The organism is Metabacillus hrfriensis (genome assembly GCF_030127205.1).
GTDB classification, from domain to species: domain Bacteria; phylum Bacillota; class Bacilli; order Bacillales; family Bacillaceae; genus Bacillus_P; species Bacillus_P dongyingensis.
Map to the genome: position 1 here is coordinate 4,967,015 of NZ_CP126116.1, position 23,986 is coordinate 4,991,000.

General features: G+C 41.2%; 18 protein-coding genes. 4 read left to right on the forward strand and 14 right to left on the reverse strand.

The window, feature by feature from the left end; genetic code table 11:
* Nucleotides 1–3: 3 nt before the first annotated feature.
* The 11 genes from QLQ22_RS24580 to QLQ22_RS24630 all read right to left on the reverse strand — a co-directional run bounded on the left by QLQ22_RS24580 (nt 4) and on the right by QLQ22_RS24630 (nt 15,691).
* On the reverse strand, nt 4–693 hold the full coding sequence (locus QLQ22_RS24580) for a pseudouridine synthase (RefSeq protein ID WP_284015766.1): 690 nt from the start codon (nt 691–693) through the stop codon (nt 4–6).
* 363 nt (nt 694–1,056) lie between these two features.
* Nucleotides 1,057–1,548 (reverse strand): type VII secretion protein EssA, encoded by a 492-nt coding sequence (essA, locus tag QLQ22_RS24585; RefSeq protein ID WP_223438750.1) that lies wholly within the window; start codon nt 1,546–1,548, stop codon nt 1,057–1,059.
* The gene (gene esaA, locus QLQ22_RS24590; RefSeq protein ID WP_223438751.1) at nt 1,538–4,435 is read right to left on the reverse strand and encodes a type VII secretion protein EsaA; all 2,898 of its coding nucleotides are present in this window, start codon (nt 4,433–4,435) and stop codon (nt 1,538–1,540) included. Before esaA ends, essA begins: the two co-directional genes overlap by 11 nt.
* Entirely contained in the window at nt 4,432–8,916 is a 4,485-nt protein-coding gene (gene essC, locus QLQ22_RS24595; RefSeq protein WP_284015767.1) for a type VII secretion protein EssC, read from the reverse strand. Before essC ends, esaA begins: the two co-directional genes overlap by 4 nt.
* 27 nt (nt 8,917–8,943) lie before the next feature.
* Nucleotides 8,944–10,251, reverse strand: a complete 1,308-nt coding sequence (gene essB, locus QLQ22_RS24600) for a type VII secretion protein EssB (RefSeq protein ID WP_223438753.1) — start codon at nt 10,249–10,251, stop codon at nt 8,944–8,946.
* Nucleotides 10,252–10,265: 14 nt separating this feature from the next.
* Complete coding sequence (yukD, locus tag QLQ22_RS24605) at nt 10,266–10,505, reverse strand: ESX secretion system protein YukD (RefSeq protein WP_223438754.1); 240 nt, start codon at nt 10,503–10,505, stop codon at nt 10,266–10,268.
* A gap of 87 nt (nt 10,506–10,592) precedes the next feature.
* Complete coding sequence (locus QLQ22_RS24610; RefSeq protein ID WP_223438755.1) at nt 10,593–10,886, reverse strand: WXG100 family type VII secretion target; 294 nt, start codon at nt 10,884–10,886, stop codon at nt 10,593–10,595.
* Between the two features lie 283 nt (nt 10,887–11,169).
* Entirely contained in the window at nt 11,170–11,496 is a 327-nt protein-coding gene (locus QLQ22_RS24615) for a hypothetical protein (RefSeq protein ID WP_223438756.1), read from the reverse strand.
* 12 nt (nt 11,497–11,508) lie between these two features.
* Nucleotides 11,509–13,473, reverse strand: a complete 1,965-nt coding sequence (locus tag QLQ22_RS24620) for a DUF6792 domain-containing protein (RefSeq protein WP_252207765.1) — start codon at nt 13,471–13,473, stop codon at nt 11,509–11,511.
* A 13-nt stretch (nt 13,474–13,486) separates the two neighbouring features.
* A complete protein-coding gene (locus QLQ22_RS24625) occupies nt 13,487–14,131 on the reverse strand; it encodes a hypothetical protein (RefSeq protein WP_284015768.1) in 645 nt (214 codons plus the stop codon).
* Between the two features lie 264 nt (nt 14,132–14,395).
* Entirely contained in the window at nt 14,396–15,691 is a 1,296-nt protein-coding gene (locus QLQ22_RS24630; protein ID WP_252207768.1) for a Zn-dependent hydrolase, read from the reverse strand.
* A gap of 274 nt (nt 15,692–15,965) precedes the next feature.
* Here QLQ22_RS24630 and QLQ22_RS24635 point away from each other — a divergent pair, with 274 nt between their 5' ends.
* On the forward strand, nt 15,966–17,432 hold the full coding sequence (locus QLQ22_RS24635) for an alpha-amylase (protein ID WP_252207770.1): 1,467 nt from the start codon (nt 15,966–15,968) through the stop codon (nt 17,430–17,432).
* A 55-nt stretch (nt 17,433–17,487) separates the two neighbouring features.
* Here the strand turns inward: QLQ22_RS24635 and QLQ22_RS24640 are convergent, their stop codons facing one another.
* Together QLQ22_RS24640 and QLQ22_RS24645 are read right to left on the reverse strand one after the other, a co-directional pair.
* Complete coding sequence (locus tag QLQ22_RS24640) at nt 17,488–19,704, reverse strand: sensor histidine kinase (protein WP_284015769.1); 2,217 nt, start codon at nt 19,702–19,704, stop codon at nt 17,488–17,490.
* Nucleotides 19,682–20,374, reverse strand: a complete 693-nt coding sequence (locus QLQ22_RS24645; protein ID WP_223438762.1) for a response regulator transcription factor — start codon at nt 20,372–20,374, stop codon at nt 19,682–19,684. The genes QLQ22_RS24640 and QLQ22_RS24645 overlap by 23 nt, the downstream gene beginning before the upstream one ends.
* A gap of 196 nt (nt 20,375–20,570) precedes the next feature.
* Here QLQ22_RS24645 and QLQ22_RS24650 point away from each other — a divergent pair, with 196 nt between their 5' ends.
* Nucleotides 20,571–20,828: a zinc ribbon domain-containing protein gene (locus tag QLQ22_RS24650; RefSeq protein ID WP_223438763.1), complete on the forward strand. Its 258-nt coding sequence runs from the start codon at nt 20,571–20,573 to the stop codon at nt 20,826–20,828.
* A 100-nt stretch (nt 20,829–20,928) separates the two neighbouring features.
* Here QLQ22_RS24650 and QLQ22_RS24655 read toward each other — a convergent pair whose 3' ends face one another.
* The gene (locus tag QLQ22_RS24655) at nt 20,929–21,537 is read right to left on the reverse strand and encodes a DNA-3-methyladenine glycosylase (protein WP_223438764.1); all 609 of its coding nucleotides are present in this window, start codon (nt 21,535–21,537) and stop codon (nt 20,929–20,931) included.
* Between the two features lie 199 nt (nt 21,538–21,736).
* On the opposite strand from QLQ22_RS24655, the gene QLQ22_RS24660 reads away from it, so the two are divergent.
* The gene (locus QLQ22_RS24660; protein WP_223438765.1) at nt 21,737–22,684 is read left to right on the forward strand and encodes a Gfo/Idh/MocA family protein; all 948 of its coding nucleotides are present in this window, start codon (nt 21,737–21,739) and stop codon (nt 22,682–22,684) included.
* Between the two features lie 16 nt (nt 22,685–22,700).
* The gene (pepT, locus tag QLQ22_RS24665; RefSeq protein WP_223438766.1) at nt 22,701–23,936 is read left to right on the forward strand and encodes a peptidase T; all 1,236 of its coding nucleotides are present in this window, start codon (nt 22,701–22,703) and stop codon (nt 23,934–23,936) included.
* The last annotated feature ends 50 nt before the right edge of the window (nt 23,937–23,986 follow it).

Below are 23,986 nucleotides of genomic sequence, written 5' to 3' on the forward strand. Positions count from 1 at the left end.
TCTTTAAGCAAGCCTGTTCATCAGCTCTTCAACCTCATATACAGTCAACTCGCGCCACTCCCCGCTGCTTAAGCCTTCAACAGACAGGTTCATGATCCGCTTTCTTTCAAGCCTCTCTACCTTATAGCCAAATACCTTGCACATTCTGCGAATTTGACGATTAAGTCCTTGGGTAAGAATGATGCGGAATTCGCAATCACTGATCCTCTCCACAGTACACGATTTAGTTGTCACGCCGAGTATTTCTACTCCCCCTGACATTCCAAGAATAAAGTCATCGTCAAATGGCTTATCTACTTTAACAAGATATTCTTTTTCATGGCCATGTTCAGAACGCATGATTTTGTTTACGATCGCTCCATCATTTGTGAGCAAAATTAATCCTTCTGACGCTTTATCCAGCCTGCCAACAGGAAAGATCCGTTCCGGGAAATCCATAAAGTCAATAATATTCCCCTTTACATCTTTTGCTGCTGTACAGGTAATACCCACTGGTTTATTTAAAGCCAGATAGACGGGTATGGCTTTAGGCGGGATAGGACTGCCGTCAATCAATACAATATCCCCTTCAGCTACCGTGTCGCCGGCCTCACACGTGACTCCATTAATGGTTATCCGGCTATCCGCAATAAGACGATCGGTTTCACGCCTTGAGCAGCAGCCTGTTTCACTTATATATTTATTTATTCTCATTGGATTGTTTCTCTTTCATGTTCATAGATTCCTATCATCATAGCACGAAGGATGTTTTTTGCTCTACATCCAAAATAAGTAAAGTATTTCTTAATCCGGTGAGCAGTGAAAGGATCTTTTAGCGAAAATCGCCCATTTATTTGCGAAAGTTGTACCTATATTAGCGATTTACTTCCCATTTATAGTGAATTAATCAACTTTATTAGCGATTTGAATTTTTGATTTATCCTTATTGTTTCCAATTAGCTGATAATAGCCTTTTATTAGCGAAAATCATTCCTTACTAGCGCATGCCGCAGGCGCGCTGGACCTGGACATCGCAGCACGAAAAAAAGACAGCTTATAAAAAGCTGCCTCAATCTCTTATTCTGTTTTTTTGCCTTGTGTCATCTTTGGAATCAAAAGACCAATCATTAGGATGACGCCAATGGCAATCAGGAGAATATACGTCATCATTAAGCCGGAATTTTGACTAGTATCTTTATTTTCCGTTTCGCTCATACTCATCGATGGTTCTGCAGTGCCTGAGAATAAATCCATTTGTTCAGCTTTGGATTTAATTGTGTTTTTCTCTTTCGTGTAATTTGTGAAGAGCTGTTCCTGCAGATCATCCCTTTCATCTCTTGATGGCTTTTCAAAGGTTAGATCTTTTTGCTCCTCCGGTATTGAGTTTCTTTTTTCATAAAGTGATTCTTCATGCAGGTAATCCGTGTTTTCCTTGAGCTCTTTTTCCTCATAGATATTAGGATCAAGTTCCTCAAGGTTTGATTCTGTCTCTGCTTTTACTGTTACCCCGCTGCTCAAACTAATGATAACCAGCAATAGGGTTATCAAAATGATTGAATTACGCTTCATGGGCATGTTCCTGATTAGCCTTTTCGTTTGTGTTTTTAAGAGTATTCACAACAAACGGAAGGATGGTCAGAACAAGGATGATGCCGATCAGCACAATCACTCCCTGAGTAAATAAGTTATTTACGTCATATTGGATCGAGATGTACACCTTAGACATCGGATCTTCATACGTAAAGTTTGGCGCTGCTAAAGCAAGCAAAGGACTGATAAAGAACGCAACAAGCCCTACACTTGCAAGCCAGCCTGTAAAATTGCCGAGCAAGAACGCTACCCGTACAATTGTTGATGCTGCAAATAACAGGAGGACTGTAAAGATTGACCATTGAATTGCACGTTCATCTGTAAGTGTGTATATATTTAAACCGAATACGCTTATGATGAGCCCCACAATTAAGTTTAATAGGCCAAACATGGATCCTCTAACTAATAACGGTGCTGCTTTAAAATAATGACTGAAGAATCCGATCAGCAAGCTGCTGATTAGGATGATAACAAGAATAACGACCGGCGGCACCGCTTTTGCCTGAGCAGCCGGTGCTTCTCCGCTTATTTGCAGCGGATTGGCAAGATGCTCATAAACGTAGCCGTTGTTCTGTCCGTCTACAAACGTATTGCCGAGAATACTGAAAACGTCATCTCTGACAAGCTGTGTTGAAGCTACATTCGTTGCCCATTTATCATTTAAGAGATCTGCTTCAGATTGCACTTCATTCACTTTTTGCTGAAGGACATCCGTACTGCTTACAACTGTCTCCTGTCTGTCTCCAAGAGAGTTTATCAAGTCCGTAATCATAACCAATTCCTGACTGATATTTTGCTGATTGACAACAAGTGTTGTACCGTCTGAATTTTCCAGCGGCATTCTAGAAGCAGTATTTTCTGATTCCTGTACTTGGCTGAGTACGCTATTTGCGCTCTCTTCCATAGAAGCAAGATCTTCTAATATAGCTGTCTGCTGAGCATCAAGCTCCTTGCTGTATTCATCCATGAATGCCAGAGCGGAAGCCTGGACTTCTTTCATTTCTTCTTCAGTAGCCGGCAGTTCCTGATTCAGCTTGTCCCATGCGCCTTGTTCTTCTTCATTGATTGATAGAATGGCAGCTACTTTCGTTTTTTGCATTTCATCTGCAAGGACAGCATCTTTGGCCGGATCTGATGAGTTATTCATACGCTTGGCGGCTGCCTCATACTGAGACAAAATCGTATGGTATTTCAGTACATCGTTCATTGATGCATTTCCGATAGGCTCGCTGAATACACTCTCAAGTCTTTGCTTTCTTTCAGGACTGAGCGAGTTAAGAATGGTTTGTTCTTGTTCCATGATGGCAGCTGAACCTGAGTTCATATTTTCTGTCAGATGTTTGATCTTTTCTGCCAGTTTGCTGTTTTCATCTTTTAGAAGCTGATTTTCTTCTAATAGTTTTGCATTGTCTTCTGTCAGCTTTTCATAAAGAGCAAGTAATTTATCATACTCATCTTTCCATGAGTTCTGATCTTCTTTTAACTTAATCGATTCTTCGATTGCAACAAGCTGTGCTGACATATTCTCTAATTCTGTTATCGCTTGTGTTACTTGATCCGGTTTAGGGTCCGGAATGGTTTCCAGAATTGTCTTCAGATTTTTCATCTGTTCTGAAACAGCAAGAATGTCAGCCCGCTCCTCTTCCATGTTGGCAGGACTTTCATTTTCGCCGGGAGTTTCTGGTTCAGCAACCTCTCCATCATCTTCAGGAGGCCCTTCCTCTCCATTACCTGGTTCCTCCCCGGGACTTCCTTGCTTAAGGCTTTCCCTAAGAGGAATGAGCTCCCCTTCAAGGCGGTTCAGTGTATCCTGGTTATCCTTCATAATATACATGTCCACATAATTACGGTGAACAGTCTCAAGCTCTCTTGCCTGGCGTTCTGTTTGGCTGAGCCTTACACTGCCAAGGTTTTCTGCTGTTTTTTGATTCTGATCAAGCTGCTGCTGAATGTCAGTCATTCTTGATGCAAGCTTGCTTCCTTGTTCATTAAATTCCTGCTGCGTTTCATTCTGTACTTGATCCACTTCCATTGTGCCGCCCTGAATAGCCGTTAAACTTTCCTGCTGGGCTAACGTCAGAAGCTGCTGCTGATCTTCCTGATATGTCTGATATTCTTCAACATACTCTACGAATGAAGCAAGGCTTTTCTCAAATTGCTCGACTGTGTTTTTCTGTTCAGGCGTTTCTTGTTCAGCCTGTTTCATTGTCGTTTGCAATTGCTCAAGCATCTGCTTTTGCTGATCTAATTCCCCTGCCAGATCTTTAGAGCTTGGTTTATAAAAATTAAGCATGGCATTTTGAAAGGTAATTTCCTTTTCAAGAATACGGTCAAACTCTTCTCTTACATTCTCCATGTCCTGTGCGACATAGCTCCAGTACAGCGAAGACATTTGCTTATTTACGCGGCCTGTAGCGTCTTCCAGTGCGCGAAGCACTCTTTGTCTGTTTTCAGCATTCAGCTGATTTTGGACCACATATTCAAATTCTGCTTTTGAAGGCTGCTGCTCATCATAAGTTAAAATGTTGGCAGAAAAATTGGAAGGAATATAAATGACAGCGTCGTACGACCCGTTTTTCAGCCCGTTAACTGCGGCACTTCTGCTTAAGATTGTCCAGTCGTACTGCGAATCCTCGTCAAGGATCGCTGCAACTTCCTTTCCAAATTGAACAGGTTCAGCTTCTGTATTTTCCCCTTCAGCCTTTTCTGTTCCGATGTCCTCATTAACGACAGCGATGTTTCTCGTAGCTTTCTCCTTTATTTCAAGCGGGTTGTCCCCGATGAATTGGAAGAAGAGAGCTGGCACTGCTAAGATAAGCAGCACCGCAGCGATCATTTTAATCGTATGTTTTCTTTGATCTGTCATGTGTAGATCTTCCTTTCAATGACACAAAGAGGAATTTGTATTTTCGTTTCTTTGCCATTTTCCACATAGTATCCGAAGCCTGGGTGAATATCGCTTTCTTTCCGGCTGTAAGGCAAGGTATATAGGGTTTGCTCTGATTTTTTCATTAAAATGAGCGCCTGGCGGATCTGTTTGATTTCACTTGTGAACGCATCAAATCCTTTTGTCAGCTCGTTGTTATTACCTGAAACAATGACATTAAAGCCGAGATGGCTGTAGTTTTTCATAAATCGTGTCAAACGGTCTTGAAGCATACTGTCAAGAGATTGCTGGAATCTTGAATAGCCATCAATGACAAGCATAACCGGCGAGAAGGCTAAATTATTTACAACACCCTGCTGGATAGCTGTAAGGTAGGTTTGTTCTCTGTCTTTAAGAAGTTCTTCTGTTCGATCAAGCCACAACGATATTTGTTCTTTCGTGTCAAGATAAGCAACCTTTTCTTCAGAAGCATAGCTTGCCAGTCCCCGGTCAATCGAATCGAATATACCGATAGATTCGGTCGGCTGAAGCAGGGCTGTGTTCAAGATGACTTTAAGAACGTTTGTCTTCCCTTTTTGAGTCTGGCCGAGTATGATGCAGTGCTTTGTTTTCGCCAGATTCACGCTGACAGGCTGAACATGCTCTTCATCAAGTCCGATTGGGATCACGCCTGTTTTCTGAGCATCAGCTGTGAACTGTGTAAAGTTGATCATGGTCAGTTCTGCAGGAAGCATTGGGACAGGACGTGGAAGCTTGGCATTCTTGTACTTCTCCTTCAGCATACCAATATCTTCTTTAATGGAATCAAGGAGCTCATAATCATCCTCTCCATCAGCAGGCAGGAAAATTTGAGAGAAATAGGCATGATCCTTCTTGATAATGGCGCGTCCCGGAATTGGTTCAGGCGCAAAAGGGACTTTTCCAATGGCCATGTATGTTTCCGTCGTATCCATAAGGTAATGAAGGATTTTTGTTTTCATGCTGTTCATCAATGATTGTCGGACAGACTGTACCCTTGTGGCTGTAAAAATCATATAGATGCCTAGAGACTGGCCATCACGGGCAAATTGAATCAGCTGCGTTTCAAGTTCCTGCATTTCCTCTTTCACGAGATCAAAATTATCAATGGCAATATACATAAGAGGGAGCTTGTTATTACATAATGAATTGTACATTTTGATGCTGCTGACCTCTTGCTGCTGAAACAATAGCTTCCTGCGCGAAATCTCATCTTTTACGATTCTCATAAACTTTTCAATTTTCAGCTCTTGATCGAGCTGGAAATAATCCGCTGTATGCGGAAGCTGTCTAAGCGGCAGCAATGTTCCATTGCCATAATCTATGACGTAATAGTGGGCTTCCTCAGGGCTGAGCCTTGCTGCGATGCTTAAAAGCAGAAGCATCACAGTATGTGATTTCCCATAGCCGGAAGAACCGAAGATGGCGATATTGCCGTCATCCATCAGCTGATACGAGTATGGGGTCTGGCTTTGCTTTTCAGGCTCATCAATCAGACCAAGATATATTTCCTCATGCTGATGGGAAGCATATTGATGGCGCGAAATTCTGTTTTCAAGCGGCGGGAGCCATGGGCTGTTCAGCTTGCGAATACCCATTTTCGCCTGCAATTCTTCAATTCTATCGACAATCACTTCAATCTGTGATTCCGTATCTTTTTTATGCTGTTTAGAAGATGCGACATTTGATAATGGCTGCAAACCAAGGTCTGTCACGATCGCTACCTCATCTTCCGACTCTGATGTTTCTTCTAGATAAGGCGCTCCGCTCCATGCTGATTGAAACAGATCGTAAACCTCATTATTGCCTACCTGCAGGTAGCCTCGTCCTGTAACGGTAATAGAGGCGGCATCTGCATTTTTCAAGATCTCTTTACTGTCGCTTGCATCCTGAACCTTAAGGGCCACTCTGAATCTGGCATTACTCCAGATTTGGTCATCGATGACTCCTCCAGGCTTTTGTGTGGCCAGGATGAGATGCACGCCTAAGCTTCGGCCGATGCGCGCTGTGCTGACTAGCTCCCTGATAAAATCAGGCTCTTCGCTTTTTAATTCTGCAAATTCATCAGATATTAAAAATAAATGAGGCAGAGGTTCTTCGGCCTGATTGCGTTTATAAAGACTTGTATAATCATTAATGTGATTGACCTGATACTGATCGAAAAGACGCTGGCGTCTTTTTAATTCACTTTTGATTGATGCAAGGGCACGGGCACTGAAGTTTTTGCTGCCTTCAATGTTTGTGATCGTGCCAAGCAAATGCGGCATATTTTTAAACGGCTGCGCCATTCCGCCGCCCTTGTAATCAATCAGCAGGAAAGCTACCTCATGAGGGTGGAAATGAACAGCCAATGACAGAATATAGGTTTGAAGGAATTCACTTTTCCCTGAACCGGTAGTACCCGCTAATAGACCGTGAGGCCCATGAGCTTTTTCGTGCAGGTTTAATTCCACCACATCTTCCTTGCCCTTTAGTCCTACTGGAACAGCAAGAGATTTTGCCGATTCCCGCGTCTGCCAGTTTTGCTCAATCGGGAGATCATCAACTTCTTTTACATTGACCATCTCTAAAAAGGAAACGCTTTTTGGAATCGAATTTGTCATTCCCACTTGGTGATCAAGTGTACGAAGCATCCGGGCGAACGACTCATTTCCATCATGCTTATGTAAATCCAGCTTAAAAGGAATCGAAACCGCTTTTTTCTCCTGAATGAGAATGTCCCCTTCTTGATCGTTGACATACCTAACAAGCGTGTGGATGTTATCAGACAGGCTCTCTTTCGCTTCGGCAGCAAAAATAACGGAAATGCCTAAATGTGAAAACTCGCCTTCTAAATATTCCAAAATCACATGATCAGAAATAAGCTGCTGATTAGTAATAACAAAAATAATGTGAGGTGCAAACCTTGTGTTTTCTTTCTTTTCTTCCAGATCACGCTCACGCAGCATTTCATAGATCGAAGTAAGCAGCTGATCTCTTGTCTGCTCGTTATAAATCATGCCTTTTGCAAATGCGTGCGGAAGCTGAAAATGCGGAAGCCATTTCAGCCATTCCCAGCTCTTGTATTCTTTTTCATTAAAAATAAACACAAAGCGGACATCATGATAGCTGTGTGAAAATGCAAGCTGTCCAATTAATTGATGAAGTTCATTTTTCATGATTGCTTCTTTCCCGATCAGTCCCATAGCACCCCGAGAAAGGTTTACACTGATTGGCACTGAACCAATTTCCCTGTATACCTTTTCCATTTGCTGTGACTGTTCAAGCAGATTATCCACTTCTCTGTTCGCCAAATCGTTTGAGTTAAGTGAAATTTGATAGCTTGATTTAACTTTTCCCGTTCCGATTCGAAGTTCCAGAAAGTCATTGCTTTCAGGCGTTCTTTCCCAAATTCGGTCTGATATTTGCTGCGTCATATACTTCATTTGTTCAAAAGAAGGAAAGTGGTAAGAAAGAACCTGGCGCTGTTTTTCAGCTACCTCCTGAAGCTCATGGCGTTTGTTTTCAAGGTATTGTGTGTATACGCGGAGTCTGCGTTCTTGGCGTTTCTTGTAATTTCCTTTTTCTCTGAAATATTGCGCCGTTGACGTGATCAGCGTCATCACAAACATAACCATGGAGACGATGATAAAAATGCCTCGCGGAGCAATAAGAGCGACAATTCCCATCGCAAGCATCATGACAAGCGGCGGCAGAATAATCAGCCACAGGCTCCGTGATTGATCGTCCCCTTCCTGCGCCGGGAAAGTGAGCGAAATTTTATCTTTTGGCAGCTCATAGATCATCCGCGGCGTGCGGCGGTAGGTCGGATACTTTTTGCTCATTTCAGATCTTGGTTTTTCCGTATGGGGCAGGCTTGAATGAAACTCATTTATGCTCAAAACCTGTATCAAATCGTCTTCTATCAGCCGGACCGTCATAAACGGCCAGAAGAGAATGTCCCCAATTTGTAATTGCGTGAGACCCTCTATCTTCCTTCCATTCAAGTAGACCTTCTCACCCTCTGGGGATACCTTCCAATGACTTCCTGTTTTTAACAAGGTGAGAGATCCTTTTTCGAGAACAGGAAAAGGACCCTTATCTTTATAAATGTGAGCCTCTTTAATGGCCGTTGAAAAAGAAATTTCTTTTTGAAATCCAATATAGTAGGATTCTTCTTTTTCAGGCGCCGGTGTTAAATAAATTATCAGCTGTTCTGAATGATCCTCAAAACGGAATGGCTCTTTTACAGCAGCCTTTCCAATAGGTTTGTCATTCTGAATAATGACAAACCCATCTATTTCCTCTGTTTTTGCAACGGTCAAAGCTCCTTCAGAAAAAGGAAAATTCCTGACTGTCAGCGTGTGCTGAATTTCTGAACCGATGGAAATCGGGCGGAACGCTTCTTCGTTCACCTCATATTGCTGATAGGCTTCACCGTGAAAAACCCATAAAATACTCATGAAATCACCTCCTGTTGCCTATAATCGTCAGTTGGAACCCGATTTTGCAGGAGCCGCTGGCTTTTTCTCTGCTTTCGCCTGCTCAGCTGCCTTTTTTGCCTCTTCTTCTGCTTTCTGCTGTTCTTCCACTTGCTCTTTCGCTTTCTGTTCTTCCTCTAACTTCTGTTCTTCTTCTTTCTTCTGGGCTTCTCGTTCTTCTTCAAATTGTTTTATTTCTGCATCAATTTTTTGAAGTTCTTGCTGCTTTTCTTCACTGTTCATTTCGGTATCTGCTTTTATTTGGTTCTGGTATTGAATCAGTCCAAATACAATCAGATCCCGGTCCTCAAGATTTCTTGCAAGATCGAGTGCCTCTTTAGCCTCGCCTCTTCCTATATGAATCCAATATTCAAGGTACTGCGGATCGGATTGAAGGGTCAGCGTGTTTTGCAGGCTTTCCTTTTGGTCTTCTGTCAAAGATTCATTGACTATGTAAGACGATGCTAATTGAAATTTAACAACGTTAGGCATTTCTTCTATGCTGTAGCCTGCAAGGGTGCTGACTACTTCACTGTAATCGTTGCCCAAATAGTATTCATTGCTCTCTACAAACGCTTCTTGTTTAGGATGAAGGGAAAAAAGGGAATAAGCTGTATAAATAAGTGCAGGAACAAGCAAAACAAGAAATCCCAGAGCTATGTACCGTGTAAGCTTCCATTTCTTTTCAGGAATGGATACCAGAGCGGCATTCTTCTTGTCGATTTCCCTCATGTTCTTTTCTATCAGGGTTAACAATTCAGGATAATCTGCCGCTGAAAGCAATTCCCTGGATACTGGTGAAATGTCCAAAGTTTCATTGAATTTCAGATATTGTTCAAAGGTATATTTGGAATCAACAGCAGCTGCAGCACAGGCTTTCAATTCCTGCCATAGCCTGTCCCCGGCCTGTTCATATGGAGGAATACTTTCCATTACACCGTAATGAAGAAAATAGGGCGTAAAGCTTTGGTCAAATAAAATGTTTTCAGGACATATAATCAAATGAAGCCGTGATAACGAGTGATTTTTCACCTTTTTTACCAGCTGATAGGAAAAATTCCACTTGCTTCGCTCTTCTTTTTTATTTAAACTGGAAAAACCTAAATAAGTCTCCGGAGGCTGAACATGAACTCTTAATTCATCTTCAGTCAGAACGATTTCCCGCTTAATGGATGGATCCATTTCTTTCAGCATATCGATTTCTGCTGCTTGATCCAGTTTTACTTTTTCTGTTTGAAAGATGAAAGTATAGCCATCTTCCTTCGTTATGACGGCCTCAAGCTGCTGCTCTAAATAAGTCTGTTTTTTTTCTGACATTGAGAATGACTCCTTCATAGGATTTCAAAACGATCTCCTGTTGTAATTCCGCATTCTACAAGCTTATGGTTGCCTGATAGGACAATCTGCTTATTGGGAACGCGCACCCAATACCCTTCTCGAGGTGGGTCAGAAATGCATCTTGTCTGCCATACTATATCCACTACTTTTTTGACAGAGTGATAATTTGATAGACGCAAATCAAATGTTTCTCCTGTGTAATGCTTCAAATCGATTGTCACTTCAATATACATGCCTTTTCACCTCAAAAATGAAGAAGCGCCATCATCTGATTTAGAATGGGCGCTCCTTTCTGCACTTCATTAGATTGTCAGATCCTATTAACCGCGGATTTGGCCTGCAATGTTTGCATCAGCCTCTTGAAGAGCGTGTGCTGTCTTCTCTAATTGTCTTGAAATATCTTCAACTAAATGCTGCATATCTACGAAAGAAGGCTTAAGCTGTTCATATTGATCTCTGAAAGCGTTGCTTGCTTCCCCTTCCCACATAGCCTGTAATTGACCAATCATGCTGTCTAGACGTCCAATAAGAAGACCAAGCTCTCCACCTTCATTGTTATAACGTTTTGACATATCGACAAGTTCTGCAGGGGTAACGCGAATAATTCCTGACATTTTCATCTCTCCTTTTACACGAATTTACATTAATTGTATAAACAAAGACCATGAAGGTCAATTGTTACTTCTAGAATACTAGTAAAATGGTACATTCTATCTACTATTATGTAATAGAGGAAGAATATTACTGGTTTCCTCAATTCTGTTATTAATTACCCATATATTTTACCGATAAAACCTATTTTAAGGTAATTTTTATAAAATTTTTCCATACTCTTAATGAAATAGTCCCGTTCTTGATTCCGGGATTTCTTGAAAATATATAACGGGGTGCGTGATTTTATCCAACCGGTTCTTTCTTATCATATCGAATGGTCATGTATTGAGCATTCGTATCATTCACCAAGTTGGAATATTGAATCGCGAGCATATGATTGCTGTTAATCTGCTGGCTGATGACTGCTTCATTTTCAGAACGAAGCTTGGTCAGTTCAATGGATATTTGGGCAATAAACTCTGCCGTACTCCCTGCAAGCTCAGCTCTTATCAGATTGGAAAGCTCAACCCCTGCAGAAGCCAGCGTTTCAAGCTGGAAATTAAGAGGATCCGCTTTGTATCTTAAATCCTTAGCAGAATCAAACACGTGCTCTTTATAAAGCTGGTTCACACATATTCCTCCTTATCTGAGATCAAAAATAGAAGCAATGTCCTTTTCTTCTTGAAACATCTTCTCAATGGAGGTCTTAATGGAAGAGATGAGTTTTCTCCCTTTATCGAATTGATCCTGAAAATGAAGGACCGTTACATCTAAACGGTCTGAGAAGACTGCAGGCAGCGCTTTAATTTGTTCATGAACATGAATGCTTTTCACTTCATATTCGCTTCCTATGGCAAGCAGCTTGCGATAAGAACGCGGATTAGATTCCATATCATGAATCTTGCTTAGAAGATCTCCTTTTCTTCTCTCGTAATCCTCAAAGAAGACAGCCTCAAAAGCACGCTGGTATCTTCTCAGAGCAGCCTCCTGATCATCATAGGAATCCATTCCTGATTGATAAATCCTCACAGCTGAAGAGAGATTCACTTCGATTTTCTGTCCATTCCCGCCAACCTTAAAGATAAAGAGACTTCCGCCTTCATAACGTCTGCCTTTCTTAGCAAGTGCATTGGAAACCTGCTGAAGGCTGTGGCCCTCTGCTGCCTCGCCAAATTCCACCTTTGCCTCCTTGATGATGGCTTTAATGGTATCGAAACGTCCGAAAAGCTGATCGATTTTCGCATCAATTGCTTCAAAAAGATCTTTAATAGTAAACATTTTTTGAACAAATTCTATGGGATTAAGAGTTAGAAGCCCATCCATCGCCGTCAAATCTGCAAGACTTGCAATCAAGCTCTGGATTTCCTTTACATCCTTCTCCATTCCTTTAAGTTCATCCACAATAAGGTCAATTTCCCCGCTCGTCAGATTAGTAAAAATGCTCAACAGGACCGGAAGATTTTTAATCAATTGCGGCAGCTGCAGCGCAAAATCCTTGAGATTAACTGTAATCTCGTCAAAATTTTTGACCGTCTCCCAGACCGAATCAAGTGTATCCACCGGGTTATCCGTAATACTAAAATCGCTCCATGTACTTTTTAGATCCTGCAAAAGAACCAGATCAATACCTGTCATCGCCTTGATTAAGCCGTTATAGCCTCCAACACGGTAAGCTGGTGCATACTTTACAAGAAACTTCTGCATCTCATGAAGATCTTCGTCAGAAAGATTGCCGATTCTGTCGCGGATACTCACAAAATCAGGATCAGAATCCAAGATTGTCCGGCTCCCCAAATTAAGAAATCCACGCAGATCAAATGCTGCAAACAGCATGTCTTCTTCGTTGGTGAGGTGGTGAATGTTCTTTCCTTTTTCTTTGTAGTAGTTTTCGGCGAATGCTTTTAGTTCCACTGGGGGGATGGTGTAGATTTTGTTAAAATCGGATTCCTTTATATTATACTTTGTATATAAACTACCTCTGAATTCCGAATCTATTGTTGCCAATTGGTATGCACTTGGGGGAGCGTCATTAATTGCATAAACATTCTCAAAGTCACCGTTAATTATGGACAACATTTGAATAAGGTTTCCACCTAATGAATGCCCAACTCCAATCTTTTTCAATGGTATTTCTTTATTTGGTAAATCGACGCCTTTTGCATTTAATAATTTGTATTCATATTCAAGATTTTTATCAATTTCATCACTTACCAGTATTTCAAATTGTAATGCTGAATCAAACTGACTCTCGTTTACGCCTGAAAAAATCCCCATAGCATTATATATCCAATCTAAAGGTTTATCTTCATAGCTATTACCTTCTTTATGTTCACTACCTCTGGTAATTGTATAAGACTGATTTATTCCTTTTTCAGAATCAAAAAAATGTATAATTGTTCCATCAAAACCCGAATCCGCACTTTTACTTCCCTTATAATCATCAGAGTGATAGACTTTTATTTTTGCAGGAGGTTTATTTCCAGTTTCTTCAATATAAATTTTTCTAATGTCTTCCTCGGTAATCGGAACCTGTTTCTTTCCCCCGTATTCTCGTTCAGCGATTCTAGCCCTAATTATATCAGTACCCAACACTTCTTTACTGTTCATAAAATCACCTAAATTACTTGAATTTAATAGAATCTGTAATTTTTTTAATTTTTCCTCTTATATTAGAAGGGGATAGCTCACATGATTGATCTCTGTCTAAGCATCTACCATTATAAATAAAACGGATACCTTTATCTGTATTATTAGATTTTATATAGGCAATATAAGAATAAAAGCCTTTATCATTATTCTGTTTTTCTCCGAAATATATTGTCTTATCGTTAAGTTCATACTTTGAGTATTCACCATCATAGCCTGACACCCTTGACAATATTTTCGTGTTCAAAGAGATATTCCCTGCATGTGAGCTTTCTTCAAAATTAGTCGAAATAAAGTATGTAATATTTTCTTCATTTAAATTTTCACTAAAACTTAGTGCCTCGTATGTATTTTCAATTTGTTCATAATCGCCGCTGGAGATCTTTGCGTTTTCAGGAAACAACATCGTATATCCCTTTGTCTTTGATTGGAATGTATAATACCCTTCTTCAACCTCTTCATTTGAAGTCAAAAATTCACGTGTAAACTCATCTTTAAATGCTTCCGTATCAGCCATTGACGAAGCATCTATTTTACCGTTTTCTTTTTCTTTGCTCATTCCGCAACCCCCAGTAAAGATCAGCATTAAAACCAGACTAAGCTGTATTATTTTTTTCAATGGATGGGCTCCTTTCGGATATCTCGTATGTACTCCATCTTATTACTACCACATTTTCCCACTAACGTTCAATATGAAACTTGAATAATGAAAAAATTACTACTTAATACATGTGAGTTATTGCTTATTAAATTCCATATACCCCCCTTATTTTCCGGCAATTATATGACTATGTTTCTATGAGATTTAAACTTATCTTTTCAAAAAAACCTCTCCCAAATACGGAAGAGGTTTTTTTACTTAATCATTTCATTGACTCCTCACCTAGCTATTTGCAAGCCTGGCAAGTGATTCTTTCAGCACCTGTACACCTCTGATGCAGTCAGGGAGTGAGGTCCACTCCTCTGGTGAATGGCTTTTCCCGTTTAAGCTCGGCACAAAAATCATGCCTGAAGGCACATATTTTCCCAGTGTCATTGCGTCATGCCCTGCTCCGCTGGGAAGAAAGAGCGAGGTCATTCCACTCGCTTCAGCAGATGATTGGATAACTTCCTGTATATGATCTGGTACGATCACAGGCGATATATTGATGCCGTCGTTTATGTCAACAGTCACTCCTCTTACCTTTGAGAGATTCATTGCTTCATCTTTTAATGCGGAAATCATGGCATCTCTGGCAGCCAAATCAATATCCCTTGCATCCACAATGACCTCTGTTTTGCCGGAAATAACGTTCGTCCCGTTTGGAAAGACGTTTATTTTTCCGACCGTTGCAACAGCCGTTTGGCTGAACCTTCCCGGCGCCTGTTCAACTTTTAAAATAAATTCTGCTGCTGCCGCCAGTGTATCCCGGCGAAAGTTCATCGGCGTATTACCCGCGTGATCTGTGTTGCCTATAAACGTAAAGCATGTCCAGGATGGACCGGCAATGCCGCTCACGATGCCGATGTTTTTGTTTGCTGACTCGAGGCGTTTTCCCTGTTCAATATGAAGTTCAAGAAAAGCATGAATATCCTCTGGATTTCTGTACGAATCCTGCACTCGTTCCGGATCATGCCCGCATCTTACCATTTCATCGTATAGAACGTTACCTTTATCATCTTTAAATGATTTGAAATCTGCTGCGTCAACTTCACCCATCATGACTCGGCTTCCAAAAATTCCATTTTTAAACCGTGCTCCTTCCTCGTCTACAAAGACAGCAAGCTCAATTGAACGCTTTGGCTTCTCTTGTTTAGAAGCGATGGCCTTGATCGCAAGCAAACTGCTCAAGCATCCCAGCGGCCCGTCAAATGCCCCGCCATTTGGCACACTGTCCAAATGAGAGCCTGTCATCACGACTGGAAGATCAGGCGAGCTCCCATGAAGCGTGCCGAATAAATTTCCGATCGCATCTTCCCGGACGTCTAAGCCAATTTCCGACATCCATTCTTTAAAAACGGACTTTGCCTGTTTCTCTTCATTCGTATAAGGAAATCTTGTAATGCCTCCATCTGGAGTTTTTCCGATATCAGCAAGGATTGATAGTTTATCCGCCAATTCTTCTGAATTGATTCCCTCGAACTCTGGGCACTGATCAAGCTCCTCCAGAAATCTTTCTTTGGAAAATATGGCAGCCATTTATAATTCCTCTCTTTCTATGGTAAATGTATATTTGCACCCGGACAGGGTGAATTACCAGTTGAATTCCATAGACAGCTCTTCTTACAGAATTTTTTAATATTTCTTATTATAAGGAATTCTATTTATTTCGCAAACCGTAATTCTTTTGTGAACCCTTAATTGAATGCGATAAAAGGCAGAAGAAAATTTTTAAAAGATTCTGCTTCATTTCCTACTATTAAGGGTAGAAAGTAGGATAGCAGAAAGAACACAATGAAAAGGGGAATTCTGGATGGAACAAAATCACACAATGATGCAGTTTTTTGAGTGGCATGTACGACCTACTGGAACACATTGGAACAGGCTGAAGAAGTTAGCGCCGGAGCTAAAGGAAAGAGGCATTGATTCCGTTTGGATTCCTCCCGTTACAAAAGCCCAATCTGGAGATGATGTCGGGTATGGTGTGTATGACTTATATGATCTGGGAGAGTTCAATCAAAAGGGGTCTGTCCGAACGAAATATGGATTAAAGAAGGAATTAATTGCTGCCATTAAAGCCTGTCACGATAACGGCATTGCCGTTTATGTGGATTTGGTTATGAATCATAAAGCAGGTGCTGATGAGACGGAACTATTTAAAGTGATTGAAGTGGATCAGGAGGACCGCACTGAAGAATTATCGAAGCCGGTTAATATTGAAGGCTGGACAAAATTCAACTTCCCCGGAAGAAAAGGAAGGTATTCGTCTTTTGAATGGAATTTTGAGCATTTTAATGGAACGGATTACGATGCGAAAAACGATAAAATCGGCATTTTTAAAATTGTCGGTGACAATAAAGACTGGAATGAAAATGTTGATGGGGAATTCGGCAATTATGATTACTTAATGTTTGCCAACATTGACTATAATAATGAAGAAGTTCAGGATGAAATGATTTCATGGGGCAAGTGGCTTGCAGATACGCTTCAGTGTGATGGGTACCGCCTTGATGCCATTAAACATATCAATCATGAGTTTGTTCAGCGGTTTGCTGAAGAGCTTTATGAAGACCGCGGAGAAGATTTTTATTTTGTAGGCGAGTTTTGGAAATCAGACTTAAAGGCATGCCAGGATTTCCTTGATAAGATTGACTACAAAATGAGTTTATTTGATGTATCTCTTCACTACAAGCTTCATGAAGCATCCATGAAAGGAAATGAATTTGATCTCTCAACCATTTTTGAGGATACACTTGTGGGCTCCCACCCGGAACATGCCGTCACATTTGTTGATAATCATGATTCCCAGCCTGAGGAAGCGCTTGAATCATGGGTTGAGGATTGGTTTAAGCAAAGCGCTTATGCTCTGATTCTCCTCAGAGAACAAGGATATCCTTGTGTATTCTATGGTGATTACTACGGAATTGACGGAGACAACCCAATTGATGGCAAAAGAGAAGCGATTGATCCCCTCCTTTATGCCAGACAGACAAGAGCCTATGGTGAGCAGGAGGATTACTTCGACCATCCAAATACAATCGGATGGGTAAGACGCGGCGCAGATGAATTCGACCGTTCAGGCTGTGCAGTAGTCATTTCAAATGGAGATGAAGGGGAAAAAAGGATGTGTGTCGGCGAGCACCATGCAGGTGAAGTATGGGTGGACATAACTGGCACCCGTGAAGAGCATATCACTATTGATGAAGATGGCTTTGCGACGTTCCCGGTTAACGGAAAAAGTGTTTCTGTCTGGGCTCGTCCAGATGAAGATGTTGAATAGATGAAAGTGAACAGCCGGTATCCTGGATAAGGAAACCGGCTGTTCTTTTTGTTTTTTAATTAGCGTCCAATAGAATGGCTACTTTAAATAAATCTCCATCCACTTCAATCTCCAATCGGCCTCCATGAAGTTCAACAATTGATTTGGCAATTGTCAGGCCCAGTCCAGAGCCTTCGGTATGACGTGATGAGTCTCCGCGTTTAAACCGTTCAAATAACTCATCAGTGTTTTCACTGAGCTCATACTTCGTTACATTCTTAAAAGAGATGAGGACTTGATCCCTGTTTTTTTTAACGGAAAGGTACACTCTAGTATTCTCTAAGGAATACTTAAGGATGTTGCCAATCAAATTTTCAAACACTCTCCACATTTTTTGCCCATCTACGACTGCATAAACAGGTTCATCCGAATGAGTCACCCTGAATTGCAGGGAAGACTGGCTGATTGCTTCATTATATTCAGCAAGCGCCTGCTGCAGAAGCTGTGCAATATCTACTTTTTGTTTTACTAGATCAATATTGCCGCTCGCCATTTTTGACGCCTCAAACAAATCATCAATCAGGATTTTCAGGCGCTGTGATTTACGGTCGACAATTTGCACATAGGAATCTCGTTCCTCTTCTGACAGGTTCGGATTTTTCAATAATTCCGTATAGCTGATGATCGAAGTAAGCGGTGTCCGCAAATCGTGGCTGACATTTGTAATCAGCTCCGTTTTAAGCCGTTCACTCTTTACCTGCTTCTGATGTGAAGTTTTTACGCCATGCTTCAGAGCATTCATATTCGAAGCAAGTGTCGCAAGGGCCGTTTTCCCCTTAACCGGCAGGTCCATTTCAAGGTTGCCCAGCATAATGTCATTTGAGTTCGCCACAATTTTATTAAAATAGCCAATTCGTTTAAACATAAACAGCACAACCGGAAGGCCAATAACCAGAAAAGCAGGAATGTAGATAAGCAGGAATGCGGCCTCTACAATCACTGCTGCCGCTCCCATCCCAAAGCAGAAAACAATGCCTAGCAAAATCAAAAGCTGAATGCCTACCTTCTGAATCAGAAACGCGTCTGCCACCGCCTTCGCAAGCTTGTAAAGAATCGTTGTTTTCCATTCAGTCTTGAAATGGCCTTCTGTTTTAAAGCAGTGAATGAGAAGGACTGCCTGAACGATGAGTGCTGAGATAAACAGCGTTCCAATAACCAAAAAGATAAAAGCGTAGAGCCATTCGTATCCATAGCGGAACGGATAATAATCGATCACTCCGAACATACAGATGATGCTTCCGATAAGCGCAATGGCTGTGAAGAGAATTTTCACATCCAGAGGCAGGCGGAGGTACACCTGTGCCCAATTGCTTTTGAGAATGGGTTCAAACAGCGGACGTTTTCTTAGAAGAAATACACTGATGAAAAGGGCTGCAAGTCCGCTGATGGAATGTCCGTAATAGAGAGCCTGTGATTTATTAAAATCCCGGAATTCAATCATGGTTTCGCTGTCTGCCGGTGCATTTTTTGACAAGGCAATTTGTCCGGTGAATCTTGTTTCCTCTCCTCTGGTTAGATCCTCCGTAATATCACTGCTTCCAAAATAATGAAACCCATCTGTTGAATAGATATAGCCTCTTGATCCCGAAAATTTTTCAATATAGTACATGTCTTTTTGATTGATAAACTCCTTTGGATCATCTTTCTCAGACATTTGCAAGTTTGTGTGAACTTCTTCTGAATCGATGCTTTTCAAGTAATAAACAAACTGATTTTTATTTGCTTCATATTCAGACTTAGGATACTTATAGTTTTCTTCAAAGAATTGATCGATTTTCTGTTCTTTTTCTGCGATAAGCTTTTTTCGGACATGCTCATCATCTTTAAAATTCATTGTGATGTCTGCTATTTTTTTATTCTTTTCTTCCGTCAGCACTTTTTCAACTTCACTGTTTCCGTTTTCCTTAGCAGCAAAAATTTCTTCTTCGTACTGACTTTCTATGTTCGTAATCTGGTCGGTTAAACTTCCGTATCTGTAGCGGTGTTCTTCGATTTCTTCTGCAGATACGCTTATCTTTTCCTTAGCTTCTTCTTTTGTCGTGCCGTTCAATTCATATAAGCTTAAAAGATTCGTAAAGTAGTTTAGCCGTTCTTGAAATTCGTTAGACTGAAAATAGTTTTTAAATAAGTACCTGTCACCGTTTGCAGCACCTGAAAACAGACCGCTGATTCCGTAAGTCAGCAGCATCATGATCAGAAAGAACGTCAGACTATTTTTCCATTTTGTACCCAATTCCCCATACCACCTTTAAATATCTCGGATTTTTAGGATCAATCTCTATTTTTTCTCTGATTTTTCGGATATGGACGGCAACGGTTTTTTCGGCGTTGTAGCCAGGCTCATTCCAAACCCGCTCATAGATTTCGCTGATGGAAAACACGCGTCCGGCGTTCAGCATCAGCAGCTCTACAATGCTGTATTCAATGCGGGTAAGTTTTACGTTCTCGCCGTGCACCGTCACTTCTTTAGCTGTTTGATCAAGGGTAAGACCATTCAGATCTACCGTCTTTTTCACACCTTCGTATGTACCAAGCGTCACATACCGTCTTAGCTGTGATTTCACTCTGGCAATCAGCTCCATGGGGTTGAACGGTTTAGTCACATAGTCATCTGCCCCGACCTGCAGACCGAGTATCTTATCGGTGTCTTCACTTTTAGCACTCAGAATAATAATCGGAATGTTTTTTTTCTCACGGATTTTAAATGTTGTTGAAATGCCGTCAAGGCGCGGCATCATAATATCCAGTAGAATCAAATGTACAGAGTGCTCATTCAGTTTTTCAAGAGCTTCTATTCCGTCTTTTGCTTTTATCACAGTTATGTTTTCATTCTTTAAATAGATTTCAATCGCATCGCGAATTTCTTTATCATCATCCACTACTAAAACGTTATAATTTGTCATTTTCTCACGCTCCTTTCAAAAGTATATCTGTTTTCATGTTATTATCTACATTCTAATGGGAAATTCTTAACACTCTGTCTGTGGAATGTTTAAGAATTTCTTAAGAAAACAGCCTATATTAGCTAAGAAAGAATCGCCTATGCTTTTCTTTAACAATACGGGATAATGTAAAAAAAGATTTGGGGTGAATGTTTCTTTGGAAACTTATAAGAATTGTCAGAGCTGCGGTATGCCATTATCCAGAGATGAACATGGAGGCGGTACAGAAGCAAACGGTACTAAAAGCAATAAATATTGCAGTCATTGTTACCAGAATGGAGCCTTTACAATGCCAGACATCACTTCAGATGAGATGAAAGAAAAAGTAAAGGGTAAAATCAAGGAGTTTGGTTTTCCTGGATTTCTTGCTGGTTTATTTACACGCAATATCCATAAGCTTGAACGCTGGAAATAAAGATGCTTTTTATTGACCGAGGTATTTGCGGCGGTGATTGAAGCCATTTACTATTTTCATCTCATAATAATAAAAAGCTGCCTCCTTAGAGACAGCTTTTTTAACTGAAATTGTTCCTCTTTGTACCCGATACAAACAGGTTTCCGCTCACCCAGAATCTCCATGGATATTCTCTTGCCTCTCCGCTGTTGTCGATTCCTATTCGCGGTCCCGCAGATGTAAGCTCAGGTTCTCTGCCTTCGGCGATATACAGTGGCGACTCCCATAAAGGACGCCCATAATCTTCTTTTACAATCCCCAATGCTTTCGTCAGTTTCCCGGGCCCATTTGTGAGATCTTGCTCCCTTTTTACCGGACCTCGCCGTTCATACATCAATCTCAGCCCTTCAACCGGCTCTACACCTCTAATTAAAATTGCTTCAGGAGAATCAATCACTCCGCTTACAACATTTACAAGGCAGTGTGTGTGCATGACATATGTATAAGTATAGCCAGCAGGTCCAAACATGACTTCAGTTCTTGCCGTCCGCCGGTTATTGAAGCTGTGTGCAGCCTGATCCCCTGGTCCGATATAGGCTTCCGTTTCAACAATTATTCCTGCAGCAATGCCTTCTGCTGTTTCTTTTACCAGAATTTTTCCGAGAAGAGCCTGGGCCAATTCCAGTGTAGGCTTATTAAAAAAGGACGAATGAATAGGCTGATGAATCATGTTTCCACCTCTTTAAAGATTTCTCTTTAAATCATATCAAATGGAATTAATTCAAGCTAAACTTTATACTCCATAATTATCAGCATACCAGATAAAACGGATTTTCACTCTTTCTCTTTTTTCGAATGGATACTATGAATACATCAAATTTCTTAATATAATTAATTATCAGTTTTATTTTCAGAAAGGCGGACGTCAAATGATCAGGGCAGCCATTATCGGATTAGGTGCAATCGGACAGCGATTAATAAAGAACTTTACAGACCATCCGGATATCATAATTTCAGCTATATGTGACCGGAATGCTGAAGTTACACGTGAAACATCTGAAAGACTTGGAAATGTGTCTTCATTTACTGACCATAAAAAAATGCTTGAAGAAGCAGAAATCGATCTTGTGTATGCAGCAGTTCCACCCAAATTTCATCATCGGATTGTGACGGATGTGATTGCAAAGGGCAAGCATGTCTTATGTGAAAAACCTTTGGCAAACTCCTTGGAAGAAGCAGAAAGTCTTTACATACAAGCAAAAGAAAAAGGAAAAGGAATCGTCCACGCAATGAACTTTCCGTTGAACTATAGTGCAGGAAGCAAAACGTTTGCTTCCCTCATAAAAGATGGCTATGTTGGAAAGCTGAGACGGCTTGAGCTAAAGATGCATTTCCCGGAATGGCCCCGTCCGTGGCAGCAAAATGACTGGGTAGCAAGCCGTGAACAAGGCGGTTTTGTCCTCGAAGTCGGCGTACACTTCATTCAGCAAATTCAAAAAATCTTTGGCCCTGTTCATGTTCTGAATAAATCGGTTCAGTATCCCGAAGATCCAACTGCTTCTGAAATTGGCATTCTGGCTCAAATGGAGCTTCAAGACGGTACGCCTGTCTTTATCGATGGCATGAGTCAGATTGCGGGAACCGAAGAAATCCGATTTACAGCTTATGGGACAGAAGGAACTCTATCCTTGCTGAACTGGTCGGCACTTGAAGGCGGCAAGCTTGGCGAACCTATTCAAAGGATTGATGCCGACAGTTCACTTGCCAATTCTTTAATTGATGAGCTTGTAAAAGCCCTTAAAGGCGAAAAAGCTGAGATTATTGATTTTGAGGCAGGCTATCAGGCACAGAATATTTTAGAAAAATTAAGAGGCTAAGAAGGGTTGATGAAAAATGAAAAATGAAATCATTGAACGATTTACTTCCTATGTAATAATTGACACACAATCTAATGACGGCAGCGAAACATGTCCTTCCACTGAAGGACAGCTGACACTCGCACGAACACTTGCAGAAGAACTGAAAGCAATTGGCTTAGAGGACGTAAGCATGGACGAATTTGGATATGTGATGGCCACTCTTCCATCCAATACAGATAAGCAGGTTCCAACGATCGGCTTTTTGGCACACATTGATACCGCAACTGATTTTACAGGGAAAAATGTGAATCCGCAGGTTCATGAAAACTATGACGGACAGGACATCCTGCTGAATGAAGCAGAACAAGTGACTCTGTCTCCAAAAGACTTTCCCAATTTACTAAACTATCAAGGTCATACCCTTATAACTACAGACGGCACCACTCTGTTAGGAGCTGATAATAAAGCGGGTATTGCTGAGATTATGACAGCGATGGATTATTTGATCAGGCATCCTGAGATCAAACACGGCAAAATCAGAGTGGCTTTTACTCCTGATGAGGAAATCGGACGCGGACCACATAAATTTGATGTGGCTGCCTTTGGTGCGAAATACGCCTACACAGTGGACGGCGGTCCTCTCGGAGAGCTCCAGTACGAAAGCTTCAGCGCGGCAGGGGCTTCCATTACAATTAAAGGCACCAACATCCACCCTGGAACGGCTAAAGGAAAAATGGTGAATTCCATTAAGATCGCAATGGAGCTGCAAAGCAAGCTGCCGGCTGAACAAGCTCCTGAATTAACAGAAGGCTATGAAGGCTTCTTCCATCTTCTTTCTATAAGCGGGGATGTTGAGCAAACGAAGCTAAGCTACATTATCAGAGATTTTGATAAGGAAGAGTTCCAGCAGAAAAAACAAATGATGGCCGGTGCTGTTGATGAATTGAAGGAGAAATACGGAAGCGAACGCATCGTCCTTGAGATGCATGATCAGTATTACAATATGCGTGAAAAAATCGAGCCTGTTAAACAGATCGTCGACATTGCATTCAAAGCGATGGAAAACCTGGACATTCAGCCAATTGTTGAACCAATCCGCGGCGGCACTGATGGATCCCAGCTCTCCTATATGGGCCTTCCTACCCCGAATATTTTTACAGGCGGAGAGAATTTCCACGGCAAGTTCGAATATATTTCCGTTGATAATATGCTGAAAGCAACACAGGTTATTGTAGAGATTGCCAGACTGTTTGAAGAAAAACACAGTTGACTGATTTGATAAATAGGAAACGCTTTGGATGAAAATCCAAAGCGTTTTGG